The organism is Enterobacter sp. JMULE2 (assembly GCF_013337145.1).
In the GTDB taxonomy this organism is placed as follows: domain Bacteria; phylum Pseudomonadota; class Gammaproteobacteria; order Enterobacterales; family Enterobacteriaceae; genus Enterobacter; species Enterobacter mori.
Genome location: NZ_SGWD01000010.1, coordinates 19044 through 32570 on the forward strand (window position 1 = coordinate 19044; position 13527 = coordinate 32570).

Annotated in this window: 13 protein-coding genes; 4 read left to right on the forward strand and 9 right to left on the reverse strand. The window is 53.7% G+C overall.

Going from position 1 to position 13527, the window contains the following annotated elements; all coding sequences use genetic code 11:
* Window positions 1-53: 53 nt before the first annotated feature.
* Window positions 54-1814 (reverse strand): Lon protease family protein, encoded by a 1761-nt coding sequence (locus EXW94_RS00875; protein WP_120158486.1) that lies wholly within the window; start codon window positions 1812-1814, stop codon window positions 54-56.
* 186 nt (window positions 1815-2000) lie between these two features.
* Between EXW94_RS00875 and matP the strand changes: the two genes are divergently transcribed.
* Window positions 2001-2453 (forward strand): macrodomain Ter protein MatP, encoded by a 453-nt coding sequence (gene matP, locus EXW94_RS00880; RefSeq protein WP_010429344.1) that lies wholly within the window; start codon window positions 2001-2003, stop codon window positions 2451-2453.
* A 64-nt stretch (window positions 2454-2517) separates the two neighbouring features.
* On the opposite strand, the gene ompA is transcribed toward matP, so the two are convergent.
* Together ompA and sulA are read right to left on the reverse strand one after the other, a co-directional pair.
* A complete protein-coding gene (gene ompA / locus EXW94_RS00885) occupies window positions 2518-3573 on the reverse strand; it encodes a porin OmpA (protein ID WP_010429345.1) in 1056 nt (351 codons plus the stop codon).
* A 355-nt stretch (window positions 3574-3928) separates the two neighbouring features.
* The gene (gene sulA, locus EXW94_RS00890) at window positions 3929-4438 is read right to left on the reverse strand and encodes an SOS-induced cell division inhibitor SulA (RefSeq protein WP_089598374.1); all 510 of its coding nucleotides are present in this window, start codon (window positions 4436-4438) and stop codon (window positions 3929-3931) included.
* Window positions 4439-4655: 217 nt separating this feature from the next.
* Between sulA and EXW94_RS00895 the strand changes: the two genes are divergently transcribed.
* The gene (locus EXW94_RS00895) at window positions 4656-5282 is read left to right on the forward strand and encodes a TfoX/Sxy family DNA transformation protein (RefSeq protein ID WP_042719042.1); all 627 of its coding nucleotides are present in this window, start codon (window positions 4656-4658) and stop codon (window positions 5280-5282) included.
* On the opposite strand, the gene yccS is transcribed toward EXW94_RS00895, so the two are convergent.
* Both yccS and EXW94_RS00905 read right to left on the reverse strand, forming a co-directional pair.
* A complete protein-coding gene (gene yccS, locus EXW94_RS00900; RefSeq protein ID WP_148399692.1) occupies window positions 5239-7401 on the reverse strand; it encodes a YccS family putative transporter in 2163 nt (720 codons plus the stop codon). The genes EXW94_RS00895 and yccS overlap by 44 nt on opposite strands.
* An 18-nt stretch (window positions 7402-7419) precedes the next feature.
* Complete coding sequence (locus tag EXW94_RS00905; RefSeq protein ID WP_120158488.1) at window positions 7420-7866, reverse strand: YccF domain-containing protein; 447 nt, start codon at window positions 7864-7866, stop codon at window positions 7420-7422.
* 123 nt (window positions 7867-7989) lie between these two features.
* On the opposite strand from EXW94_RS00905, the gene helD reads away from it, so the two are divergent.
* Window positions 7990-10044, forward strand: coding sequence for a DNA helicase IV (gene helD, locus EXW94_RS00910; RefSeq protein WP_174339305.1), 2055 nt, complete (start codon window positions 7990-7992; stop codon window positions 10042-10044).
* Window positions 10045-10102: 58 nt separating this feature from the next.
* Here helD and mgsA read toward each other — a convergent pair whose 3' ends face one another.
* Together mgsA and EXW94_RS00920 are read right to left on the reverse strand one after the other, a co-directional pair.
* Window positions 10103-10561 (reverse strand): methylglyoxal synthase, encoded by a 459-nt coding sequence (gene mgsA / locus EXW94_RS00915; protein ID WP_008499922.1) that lies wholly within the window; start codon window positions 10559-10561, stop codon window positions 10103-10105.
* Window positions 10562-10641: 80 nt separating this feature from the next.
* Window positions 10642-11304, reverse strand: coding sequence for a DUF2057 family protein (locus EXW94_RS00920; RefSeq protein WP_174339306.1), 663 nt, complete (start codon window positions 11302-11304; stop codon window positions 10642-10644).
* Between the two features lie 171 nt (window positions 11305-11475).
* Here EXW94_RS00920 and EXW94_RS00925 point away from each other — a divergent pair, with 171 nt between their 5' ends.
* Window positions 11476-11889: a CoA-binding protein gene (locus tag EXW94_RS00925; RefSeq protein ID WP_010429357.1), complete on the forward strand. Its 414-nt coding sequence runs from the start codon at window positions 11476-11478 to the stop codon at window positions 11887-11889.
* A gap of 35 nt (window positions 11890-11924) precedes the next feature.
* On the opposite strand, the gene hspQ is transcribed toward EXW94_RS00925, so the two are convergent.
* A complete protein-coding gene (hspQ, locus tag EXW94_RS00930) occupies window positions 11925-12242 on the reverse strand; it encodes a heat shock protein HspQ (RefSeq protein ID WP_010429359.1) in 318 nt (105 codons plus the stop codon).
* Window positions 12243-12302: 60 nt separating this feature from the next.
* On the reverse strand, window positions 12303-13493 hold the full coding sequence (rlmI, locus tag EXW94_RS00935) for a 23S rRNA (cytosine(1962)-C(5))-methyltransferase RlmI (protein WP_174339307.1): 1191 nt from the start codon (window positions 13491-13493) through the stop codon (window positions 12303-12305).
* Window positions 13494-13527: the final 34 nt, after the last annotated feature.

The window sequence follows — 13527 nt, forward strand, 5'->3', positions numbered from 1 at the left end:
TATTTTAGTGAAGGACGCAGGATAGCTAACACGTGTACGCTGAACAAGTCCGATCAGTTTGAACTAAACCAACTTAACCAACGTAACGGCCAGGGATAACGATGACGAGCATCCGGCTGTGTTGCCTGAGCAATGCGCTCCTGAATGGTCTGCATCAGCGTGGTTTGACCCTCGCCATCCCATACCAGGTTTGTCAGTAAGGGTAGTGCATCCTCAATGCCTTCGATGGCCCACAGGGTGAATTGTTCCTGTTCCACCGCATCTAGCAGTTCCTGGCTCAGGCTCAAATGGCGCGCGTTTGGCGCAGGGATAATAACGCCCTGTTTGCCGTTTAACCCACGCTGCTGACAAATGGAGAAGAAGCCTTCGATTTTCTCGTTCAGACCACCGACCGGCTGGGCGCGGCCAAACTGATCCACGGAACCCGTAATGGCGATGTTCTGATTAATCGGGACTTCTGCCAGGGCGCTGATCAAGGCGCACAGCTCGGCCATTGAAGCGCTATCGCCATCGACTTCACTGTAGGACTGCTCAAACGTCAGGGACGCAGAGAAGGGGATCTGCTGCTCAAGCTGCAGCTCGGACATCAGGAAAGCTTGCATGATCATCATGCCTTTAGCATGAATGTTTCCACCCAGCTCCGCTTTCCGCTCAATATCCGTAAATTCACCGTCGCCAATGTGAACGACACAGCTGATACGGGAAGGCTCGCCGAACGCACGAGGGTGGCCGGGGAACTCAATTACGGACAAGGCGTTAATCTGACCGATTCGTTCGCCTTCGGTTTCGACCAGAATCTGTTCCAGCAGGATTTCATCCTGCATACGGTCCGCAAGGTAGCCTTCGCGCCATTCTCGCTGGGCAAGCATCTGGGTCAATTGTTCGCCTGTGAAAGCGCCTTCGCCGCTGATCACACCCACTTCACGCAGCTGTTTGCCGATCCAGAGTGGGCAAAGCGGCAGGGTTTCCTGGTCGCCGGTGTAGCGTACCGCTTCGCGGATTAAGCCCGGCCATGCGTCAGCCGCAGGGGTTGGCAGCGCAAAACGTTCAGCAACGGCCATCACCCACTGGCACCACTGCGCCATATCATCCGCATCGGCAATTTGAATGTTGTCTTCGTATTCGCTGTAAACCGCCTGATCCGCCAGCTCTGGCTCCATTTCCTGGAAGTCGGCCAGAGACTCACGATCCCCCGTCAGCACGACGGTTAGAGAGAGCGGCATTGACGGGATGGATACAGGCAGAGGGCGAGACTCGTCATAGCCTACCCAGTCGAAGCGCTGCTGGCTCACGATCGTTTTCAGACGCATCCACAGCAGCGGTTGCGACATCAGGGTGCGCAGGGAAATAATAAGTACACCGCCGTTTGCGCGATGCACCAGCCCTGGCTGCAGGGAGAGCTCACCGTTAAACTGACGAAGACAACCAAACAGTTGTTCTGCTTCGACCCAGTTAGCGGTAACGACTTCGCCCTGCGCTGCAAAACGTTCATCAGCCTGCGTAGCGGGGGCGAAAGTGACATTATGTCCTGTGATACGATACTCGCCGCCGAAAACAGCATTCGCTTCCGGTTTCAGCTCGCGCATGGCATCACCCAGAAGCGTCAAATACTCGGCTTCTTCCGGGGCTTTGAGCAGCATGAAGGGAGATGTTGCCCATGGGCTTAACACCTGCTCCAGCGCGTAATGCAAACGCGGTTGTGTATCGCTAAGTATGAATTCGTGTTCTTGTGCGAGGTCTGGCTGTGCAAACAGTTCCTGATAGCTCTCGGTATCCGGAACCAGGTCACGCCATGCTAGTTTCGTAATGGTCAAAGTTGATGTTTTTTAGTCAGATGTAAAACCGTGGAGTATACCGTAAGCGGGGGGCTCTTCCCAAGCAGGATCGGGGATTTCAATGAGTGAATCTCAAGCGATGTTTCACAGGATATGATTTCTTTTCAGCAGATTGCCAAAAAACTGATATTCTGAACAGAGTTACGTGGTAACACTGAGATCGCAATGAAATATCAACAACTGGAAAATCTCGAAAGCGGCTGGAAATGGAAGTACCTGGTCAAAAAGCACCGTGAAGGGGAGCTGATCACCTGCTACATCGAAGCCAGCGCTGCGCAAGAGGCCGTGGATATTTTGCTGACCCTCGAAAATGAACCGGTACAGGTGAATAGCTGGATTGAGAAGCATATTAATCCCGCCCTGTTAAACCGGATGAAGCAAACTATCCGTGCGCGGCGAAAACGGCATTTTAATGCTGAGCATCAGCACACCCGTAAAAAATCAATCGACCTGGAGTTTATGGTCTGGCAGCGTCTGGCGGGGCTTGCGCAACGTCGAGGAAAAACGCTGTCAGAGACCGTAGTACAACTGATTGAAGATGCCGAGCACAAAGAGAAGTATGCCAGCCAGATGTCGACGCTGAAGAACGATCTTCAAGCTCTGCTGGGTAAAAAGTAGTTTCTTACTGTTCTTCAGACAATAAAAAACCCCGCATGGCGGGGTTTTTTTATAAGACGATAACTTATGCCGCAGGCTGAGTTACAACGTCTTTGATACCTTTAACTTCGATCTCAACGCGACGATCTGGTGCCAGGCAGTCGATCAGTGCAGCGCGAGCTTTCACGTTGTCACAGGTAGAACCGGTCACTGGGTTAGATTCGCCCATACCACGTGGGGAGATCTTGTTAGCTGGGATACCTTTAGAAACCAGGTAATCAACTACAGACTGAGCACGTTTCTCAGACAGTTTCTGGTTGTAAGCGTCAGAACCGATACGGTCGGTGAAGCCCAGAACCACTACAGAACCATCTTTAGGATCCAGGTTGCTCAGCTGGGTGTACAGCTGATCCAGTGCCTGCTGACCTTCTGGTTTCAGAGTAGCTTTGTTGAAGTTGAACAGAACGTCAGACTTCAGAGTGAAGTGCTTGGTCTGTACTTCTGGAGCTGGAGCCGGAGCTGGCGCTACGATTGGTGCAGCATCTTCCTGCTGACCGAAACGGTAAGAAACACCAACGCTCAGCATGCCGTTGTCTGGACGAACGCCAACGGTAGCACCGTCACCAATGTTGTTAACCCACTGGTATTCCAGACGGGTAGCGATGTCACGGGTCATAGCCCACTCAACGCCACCAGCGAATACTGGGGAAACACCGGTGTCATGGTCGTCGCCAGCGATGCTGTTGCTGGAGTCTGCACGCCATACCATGCCGCCCAGACGGGTGTACACGTCCAGATCGTCAGTTACTGGGTAACCCAGTTTAGCGGTCAGCTGAACGCCTTGAGCTTTGAAAGCGCCATTGACGTTGTCGCCTTTGTATGGCATACGACCTAACCAGTCGTAACCCATTTCAAAACCAACATACGGGTTAACCTGATAGCCACCGAACGCGCCTGCACCCAGCTGGCTCTCGTGAGTCGGGCCATCGTTGTTCAGGCTGCTGTTGTACCAGCCGGTGTCATGGAACTGAGACCAGCCCAGTTTACCACCTGCATACCAGGTATTATCTTTCGGAGCGGCCTGCGCTACGGTAGCGAAGCCAGCCAGTGCCACTGCAATCGCGATAGCTGTCTTTTTCATTTTTTGCGCCTCGTTATCATCCAAAATTTGCCATGAAGATCTCTGCAGAGAAATCACGGTTAAATCCTTCACCGGGGGGCGTGGTCAAATATAAATCTACCGATATCTTCGGCTTAGGCCGAGCACCCCTGGCGATGTAAAGTCTACAACGTAGATGAAAACTTACAAGTGTGAAGTCTGTCAGGCATATGAAAAAAAAAGTTCCGTATACCTAATATTTAACATTTCTTGAACGAAAATTGTGCAGCAAAATTAACGAGAACCGCTCCAGACAAGCCTTGCCGAAGATTTGACGCGTTGAACTATTTCTGCATCTTATGGTCGAAAAAAATTCCAGGAAAACTCCTAATTTCACTCAATGGTACAAATTTGAGTGAATTTTTAGCCCGGAATGTTGTCCTCTGCGATAAGAATCTGCACGAACCGGTCGCATAATAAACCCCATCGCGTGACCTTCTTCCGCTGCTTCCGTCAGTCTCAAGTGTTCCTCTTCCGACAGTTCATCAGGCAGCCATCCGATCACCACACTGTAATTCCCTGTGCGTAAGGCCCGAATCATTGAATCTACCGTATCGCAGGGTGAGAGTTGGTTAATCTGCATCACTTTCGCCAGCGGCAGGCCCGCAGACAGAACCCACTCGCGGCTCAATTTTTGTTGTGGCGTTAGCCAAAGCTGCCAGCGTGATTGCTGACCAAGCTGTTGCAACAGCGGCAGTAATAAGAGTTGCGTTAACAGAGGCTGGTCTTCACGGTAAACCACTTCACTGATAAGCCCTGTAGAATCACGCCCGACGGATTTCTGCGCGACATTGCCAGCGGTAGAAGAGAGAGATGTTGAGCGATTTGCATAGCCTGAAGTGTACATATTCATTCCAGCCCTGTAGTTACTGTATGGATATACAGTAACCCCTGTATGCATAAAGATCAACCTCATTTTCGGAAAGAGACTCGCAAATTTCACCCATTCTTGGTGCGCCATAAAAAATCATCTTGCCCTCCAGCAATAAGTTGCCTATTTTCCTGCTAACGGATCCGTTAGTGAGAAATATCGTTGTTAATAATTGATTTTAAATGGAATTATCATGAAAAAGATATCTTATGAGCGGATTTATAAATCGCAGGAATACCTCTCACCGTTAGGCGAAATTCATCATCGGGCGCTATTCGGTGGGTACACCCTGGCGGTGGATAATGCGGTGTTCGCGATGGTGTCGGAGGGGGAACTCTACCTCCGGGCCTGTGAAGAAAGTGCCAGGTATTGTGTAAAAAACGCCTCTTCGTTTCTGACGCTGATGAAACGGGGCCGTCCCGTCCTGCTTAATTACTATCGGGTGGACGACGGGCTGTGGCAGGACAGGGACAAATTGCTCCAGCTTTCCTCCTTTGCTCTCGACGCGGCAAGGAAGGAGCGCTGCCAGCGCCATCAGCGCAACCGGCTAAAAGATCTTCCGAACCTGACCTTTCAACTTGAGGTGCTGCTTTTAGAAGCAGGCATCACTAATGAGGAAACCTTACGGGAACTGGGCGCCAGGAAATGCTGGTTAAAGATGAGGTCCAAAAACAAGGCCTTAAGTATTAAGGTGCTGTTCGCGTTGGAAGGTGCCATCGAAGGGCTACATGAAGCGGCGCTCCCGGCCGACATTCGCCGGGAGCTGACAGAGTGGTTTAATGCGCTGCCCGAGAGTCAGGAGCATCATTCCTCAAGGTAGCGATCTGCTGCTGCAGCCGGCAGATTTCCGGCAGCAGGGCGATCAGCAGGCCGATTTGCTGCAGGACCAGCGGGGCTTTGTTGTCGGCGCCCGGGTCAAGGTGGGCAATACGTTGGGCCAGTTCATCCAGCGATTGTTGAACGCGCGGCTCATCGGCTGGCCGATGATGAAGCGCATCATCGACGTAGCAGACAGCATCATCCAGTAAGGCGAGAATGCCCGGGTTGGTCAGTTTCTCACGGTGTGCGCCCAACGTAGAAATATAGCTAGTGAACGTATGATTCAGACACAGCAGACGAAAAGCGGTTTCCCGAATTTCCGCGGTGGCGCGCGGTTCCGTGGACATGTTCGAGACCACCGACGCCAGTTCCGCATCGCTGTTATGCGCATCGCGTCGGGCAATGCGATAAGCAAGGCGGTTATCGCGCCCCTGGTGGTATTGCTCAAGGATCGCATCAAGGTACCGGCAGTTTGCATTCATCGCCCTGTCTAACACACGCGGCAAATTACGAAAACGCCAGTCGGGCCAGATGAAACTCACCGCCGCCCAGGCGATAGCGCAGCCTATGAGCGTGTCGAACACGCGGGGCAGGGCAACTTCAAACCCTTCTCCCAGCAGGTTAAAGCACAGTAAAACCAATAGCGTGATGAACATCGTCGCGTGGGCGTATTGCACATTACGGAAGGCGAAGAACAGTACGCCAGTAATGACGATCAGCACCAGTTGGCCTTCGATGGACGGCACGAAATAGAGCACCGGCAGGCCAATGGCGACGCCTACCAGCGTTCCAATAATACGTAACGCCAGGCGGTGGCGGGTGGCGTTATAGTTGGGCTGGCAGACAAACAGGCTGGTGAGCAGGATCCAGTAGCCGTGGTGTAAACCGGTTATTTGAATAAACGCATAACCCACGCACAGGACCAGTGACATTCTCACCGCGTGACGAAATAGGGCAGATTCCGGCGTAAAATTGCGGCTCAGCCGCAGCCACATGTCGCTAACGCTATGCACGCTGTCATCAGCAAGCTGATTATCGGCATCGTTGCCCGGCATGGCCATCGCCTGCTCGGATTCAATCGTCGCGAGCTGAGCATCGATTGCCCGCAGGTTATTAAGCAAAAACCCCAGCGCTTTTATATGTTCCGGTGCGGTTCCACTGGCCTGCACGCGGTCGATTGCCGCATCAAGATGGCTAAACGCGCGCTCAAACCGCGGGTCATGCTGATAGGGCGTTCGCAGTAAAATTGAACGCGCTAGCTGCTGGCACGCCTGAGACTGCATGGAAAGTAACCGCTGGAAGCGGAACATCACGTCGCTGTAGCGGAACGTTTCACGCAGGGCGGCATATTGAACGTGCGAAGAGCTGGCGCGCTCATGGATGTCCTGAGCGGCAAAGTAGTAGTGAAGTGTTCTTCGCGTCCCGCGTTGGCCGCGGTCTCCGCGCAGTCGGGTCAGCAGGGAGGCTTTGGTCTGGTTCAGCGTGGCGACCAACTGGCCGTTTGCCAGCGCCAGATCGTAAAGAGGGGCCTGACTTTCCTCTTCGATATCCGGGTCAAACAGCCGGGATTTCAGCTCCAGATAATGAGCCAGCTGCTCATAGCTGCGAGCAAGATTATCCTGCAGAGGGCGCACCGGGAAGATGAGGTGCCCTGTTAACGTCAGTAGGTTATACCAGATGGCCCCCAGCAATAGCAGCACGGGTTGCTGGTACCACTGATCGTACAGCGACACGCCCAGCATGGTGTAAATAGCAATCAGCAGCGCGCCAAATGCGATGGTGGCATAACGCTGTCCAAGCCCGCCGAGCAGAATAAAGCCGCTGGTGGAGAGCGTAAGGCCTAAGGCAAACAGCCAGGGCCACGGGAAGAGCAGCTCGACAGACGCGGACGCAATAAAGAAACAGACAAGAGTGATAACCAGGTTGCGCAGACGCCCGGCCAGACGGTCATCGAGGTCCGCAAGCGCCCCCGCAACCACCCCTAACGTGAGCGGAATCGTGAGCTTAACGTCATTCAGCCACCACGGCAGGGCAACGGTGCCACAAAGAGCGATAAAAATTCTGACGTTATAAAGCCAGATGCTGTTCCAGGTATAACGGCGAAGCAGTGGGCTTAGCATGAGCGCGGCCAGTCCTTATTACTGAAAACGACGGCGAGCATTGGCCTCACGCGCGGCTTGCGCCACCTCAACCGGGACGACCCTACGTCCAACCGGCCACAGGGCAATGACGGCAATTTTAAAGTTCGCGATCCCAACAGGAATGCCAATAATCGTCATGCACTGGGCGATACCGGCAAAAATGTGCATCAGGCACAGCCACCAGCCAAAGAAAATCAGCCACAGAATATTCAGTACGGTGCCGCCGGTATTCATCAGCGCGTTTTTACCTTCCGGGTTCAGCTCATCAACGTGGACAGCCTCATTACCGTAGGGAATAAAGGAGAGTTTGGTGATTTCCCAGCAGGAGCGCGTCAGCGGCAGGGTAAAGATAAGCACGATGCTGACCAGAGTGGCAAAAAGCCAGGAAAGGGTGGTGGCAAAACCGCCCAGCACAAAATTCAACACATTCAGAACGGTACGCATAAACCCTCACTTCCTTTCGATAAAATTAACGCCCACTGATTGTAACGTTTTTTTAGGCTGGAGCACCTTAAAACTGGCAGTTAAACTATCAGGCAAATTATCTCTTCGTGGATCCGGCTGGATATGGAACTGAAAGCAACGTCAATGGGCAAACGCCTGGCTCAACACCCTTACGACAAGGTTGTGCTCCTTAACGCGGGAGTGAAAGTCTCCGGGGAACGCCACGAATATCTCATTCCCTTCAATCAAATGTTGGCGATCCACTGTAAACGTGGGCTGGTGTGGGGCGAGCTGGAGTTCGTTTTGCCTGCCGATAAAGTAGTGCGCCTTCACGGCACCGAGTGGGGGGAAACCCAGCGTTTTCATTACCATCTGAACACGCTCTGGCAGCAGTGGAGCCAGGATATGAGCGTGATTGCCGCCCAGGTTTTGCAGCAGGTACTGGATGAAATCGCGCAGAGCGATGCCCAACACAAATGGCTCACGCGCCAGCAAACTGCGGGACTGCAGCAAAAAATAAAACAGGCGCTGACTGCGTTGCCGTTCCCCGTAGCGCGTCTCAATGAGTTTGAAAATTGCCGCGATGCATGGCGGAAGTGCCAGGCATGGCTGAGCGATATTGATAAAAGTCGCCTGGCGCATAACCAGGCCTGGACCGATGCCATGCTCACCCAATATGCTGATTTCTTCAGCACGGTCGAGTCATCGCCGCTTAACCCTGCGCAGGCGCGTGCGGTGGTCAACGGTGAACAGTCGCTGCTGGTACTTGCGGGCGCCGGGAGCGGTAAAACCTCGGTGCTGGTGGCTCGCGCAGGCTGGCTTCTGACCACTGGCGAGGCCGTTGCAGACCAGATTCTGCTGCTGGCATTTGGTCGCAAAGCCGCACAGGAGATGGACGAACGTATCCAGGCGAGACTGCATACCCAGGATATCTCGGCCAGAACGTTTCATGCGCTTGCGCTGCATATCATTCAGCAGGGCAGCAAGAAAGTCCCGTCCATCAGTAAGCTGGAAAACGACACGCAGGCGCGCCAGGCGCTGTTCATTAAAACGTGGCGGCAACAGTGCAGTGAGAAAAAAGCACAGGCAAAAGGCTGGCGTCAGTGGCTGGAGGAAGAGCTGAACTGGGCGGTGCCGGAAGGCAGTTTCTGGCAGGATGACAAGCTGGCACGTCGGCTCGGCTCGCGTCTCGATCGTTGGGTCAGCCTGATGCGCATGCACGGCGGTTCGCAGGCCGAGATAATTGAAAGTGCCCCGGAGGCGATCCGCGCGGTGTTTTCAAAGCGCGTGAAGCTGATGGCTCCGATGCTAAAAGCGTGGAAAACGGCACTGAAAGAGGAGAACGCCGTCGATTTCTCCGGGCTTATCCATCAGGCCATTATCATTTTAGAGAAGGGGCGTTTCGTCAGCCCGTGGAAGCACATACTGGTTGATGAGTTTCAGGATATCTCTCCGCAGCGTGCCGCTCTGCTCTCTGCGCTGAGGGCGCAGAACAAACATACGTCGCTGTTTGCGGTGGGGGATGACTGGCAGGCCATCTATCGCTTTAGCGGGGCGCAGCTTTCACTGACGACAGCGTTTCACCACTATTTTGGCGAAGGCGATCGCAGCGATCTGGACACCACCTACCGCTTCAATGCGCGCATAGGCGAAATAGCCAACCGCTTTATTCAGCAGAACCCGCACCAGCTGACCAAACCGCTCAACAGCCTGACGCCGGGGGATAAAAAAGCGGTCACCCTGTTAGCAGAAGATCAGCTTGAGCCGCTACTGGATAAACTGAGCGGCTACGCGAAACCCGACGAACGCATTCTGGTGCTGGCGCGCTATCATCACCTCAAACCGGCCGCGCTGGAAAAGGCCGCTACACGCTGGCCGAAACTGCAGCTTGAATTTATGACAATTCACGCCAGCAAAGGGCAGCAGGCTGATTATGTGATTGTGGTGGGGCTTAAAGAGGGCAGCGACGGTTTCCCGGCCCCGGCCCGCGAGTCGGTGATGGAAGAGGCCCTGCTGCCGGTGCCGGAAGATTTCCCGGATGCAGAAGAGCGACGTCTGCTGTATGTGGCGATAACCCGCGCGCGTCATCGCGTATGGCTGTTGTTCAATAAAGAGGAGCCATCCGTGTTTGTCGATATTCTGAAGAGTATTGATGTGCCGGTGGCGCGTAAACCATAGCGATGTAAGGCAAGATTTTGTAGGCCGGGTAAGGCATAGCCGCCACCCGGCAAAAAAGCTACTTCAGTCTCTCGGAAAGATAGCGCTGGTAGTCCGGAATAAGGATATCCACCGGCGAGTTAAACTGCGGCGATTCAATGATGAAATCCGCCGTCGACAGGTTCGTTGCCACCGGAATATTCCACACCGTCGCCAGGCGCAGCAGCGCTTTAACATCCGGATCGTGCGGAACCGCGTTCAGCGGATCCCAGAAGAAAATCAGCACATCAATTTTCCCTTCCGAAATCTGTGCGCCTACCTGCTGATCGCCGCCCATCGGGCCGCTCAGCATGGCGTTCACTTCGAGACCCGTTTCGCGCTGGATCAGATTGCCGGTTGTACCGGTCGCTGAGAGGGCGTGCTTTTCCAGCAATGACTGATGGCGGCGAACCCAGTTAAGCAGCATTTGTTTACAGTGATCGTGCGCAACCAGAGCAATGTGTTTGCGTTCCGGGAGCGTGCGTGTTGTCAGTTCCATAATCATATCCATCAGGTTAACTGACTACACGATGACGGGAACCGCCTGATGCTGCAAGAGAAAGGCGTAAAAAATGTGGCTTACGACGAAGGTTGTTGTTTTGCCCACTGCAAAAAGCGGGCGCGCGTATCGGGATCGGCCTGCTGGAACCAGAATTTCAGGCGTTGCTCCGTCAGCGTCTGGGACTGAGGCGGTATAACATCCAGCTCTGAAACACCGGATAACAGCGTACTGTCGTCGGCCATCATGGTGGCAAACTGCGGAAGAGAGGCGCGTTTACCCGCTTTGTTATAAGACTCGGTTGCGGCCTCGTAGTCCGTGCCTTTTGGCGAGGTGGTTAGCGCCAGAATATCAAGCTTCACCGGGATCGGCATCGAATCCCCATCCAGCAGCTCAACGCGCGGCGCGGCGTCGAAAGCGACGGACTCTTTTTCGCTCTCAAGCCGCGGCAGGGTAATGTTTACCTGACTGACCCGCTGGGTATTAAAGCTGACAATCAGTGGGGGAGAGATGTACATCCGTTGTTCATGATTCGCAAGACCGATCGTTTTTTCTACCCGAAACACCAGCTGATGCGGCCCGTTATCCAGTTCGATGCTCTCTGCGCCGCGCAATAATGAACTGGAGACTTTTTTTCCGTCCAGCACCAGCAGGTCAATATCAGTAGAGAGCCGAAGCGTGGTTGCAAAAACGCAAACCGGCATCACTAACGCAATCACAGCAGAGACGATGCCGGTTTTCATAGTTGACTCCAGTTGAAAATTATACCCGCAAGAATGTATCAAAATTTTTCGATAATCACGTTTACTAACATATAGACATAAATCACCGTTTTGCCCTCATACATCTGTATGGGATGAATGGTTGAGATGTGCGCTTTGGCGTACACTTTGAAAAAAGCCAGGAGAAAAAGCATGAGAGAGAATGATATTGCCGAGATTTTGACATCCACGCGCACTATTGCGCTGGTGGGCGCCAGCGATAAACCGGATCGTCCAAGTTATCGCGTGATGAAATACCTTCTCGATCAGGGCTATCACGTGATCCCCGTTTCGCCAAAAGTGGCGGGAAAGACGTTATTAGGCCAGCAGGGCTACGCCACGCTTAACGATGTACCGGAAAAAGTGGACATGGTAGATGTGTTCCGTAATTCCGAGGCGGCATGGGGTGTCGCGCAGGAAGCGATTGCCATTGGTGCGAAAACGCTGTGGATGCAGTTGGGCGTCATCAATGAACAGGCTGCCGTACTGGCGCGCGAGGCGGGTTTACAGGTGGTTATGGACAGATGCCCGGCGATTGAAATCCCCCGGCTGGGGCTGGCTAAGTAAAAAAAAGGCCCGATTATCGGGCTTTTTTTACACGCTCAGTTGCGCAGGCGCGGCGCCTGTAACTGCTTGCGGATAGTCTGCGCTAATTCATCCATCGTGGGTTGCTCCGGATGTTCATCCTGCAGCTCACTGCTTAACTGCGCCTCAGCGAGGTAGGTGTGAACGGGTTGCCCGTCGTCACCTTCCATCACCACGTGGTACCAGGGCGCGGCACGAAGCTCTGCATCAACCGCCAGCTCGTCGGCTGACGGTTCGTCAAGGGAATACTCCGGGTCGATATCCACGACCACACCCAAATACCCAAGCAAGGTGTGGCGGACCTGCTGGCCGATACCGAATTTGCTGGCAATCATAGTCACCTCCCGGGAAACATTACTTACACACGATGTGAGGGCAATATTTCTCTTTTCAAGTTACATGACGCGACAGGCAAACCCTTTCAGATACAGCCCTTCCGGGTAGGTAGCGATCACCGGATGATCGGCCGCCTGACGGAACTGCTCTATAAATTGTACATCACGACCAGCATCTATTGCGGCATCGGCGATGATTTTCTGAAATAAATCTGTGGTCATCAGGCCGGAGCAGGAGAACGTGAGCAGAACCCCGCCCGGGTTCAGCAGCTGGATAGCCAGCATGTTGATATCTTTATACCCGCGGCATGCACCCATCAGCTGGCTTTTGTTTTCCACAAACTTAGGCGGATCCATGACGATAACATCGAACTTCTCGCCCTGGTCGCGATATTTACGCAGCAGCTTGAAGACGTCATCACGTACAAACTCCGCTTTGCTCAGGTCCAGTTTGTTTAGCTCAACGTTCTGTTTCGCCACGTCCAGCGCTTCCTGTGACGTATCCACGCTAACGACCTGGGCACAGCCGCCCATCAGCGCAGACACCGCAAAACCGCCCGTGTAGGAGAAGCAGTTCAGCACGCGCTTGTTCGCCACGTACTGACGGGTTGCCAGACGGCTGTCACGCTGGTCGAGGTAGTAACCTGTTTTGTGGCCGCCCTGAATATCCACCAGCAGCTTCATGCCGTGTTCTTCGATAGGCAGCAGGGCAGGCGGTAATTCACCGGTAACAGGCCCTTGCGTCAGCTCCATGCCCTCTTTTTTACGCACCGCCACATCGCTGCGGTCATAAATGGCGCATTCAGGGAACAGAGACTGAAGGGCGCTGATCAGGGCAGCACGCTGATATTCCGCCCCTGCGCTTAACAGCTGCAGCACCATAAAGTTGCCGAAGCGATCGATGGTCACGCCCGGCAGACCGTCGGACTCACCGGCGATCAGCCGATAGCTGTCCAGCCCGTCACGTTTTGCCAGCCACTCACGCCACTGCTGAGCCTGCTGCAGGCGGTGGACGAAGAAATCGATATCGATGGTTTCATCTTTATCGAACGTCCAGACGCGAGCGCGGATCTGCGATGCTGGCGAGTATGCGCCGCGCGCTAACCATTTCCCCTGATGGTCAACGATATCGATGGTTTCACCGAGGTTGGCTTTACCTTCCATACGCGCAACCGCGCCGGAAAAGACCCAGGGATGGCGGCGCAGCAATGACTTCTCGCGCCCTTTGGCTAACACTAAACGTACACTCATAATTTCTATTCTGTCGATTGCATGGAAATGGCGC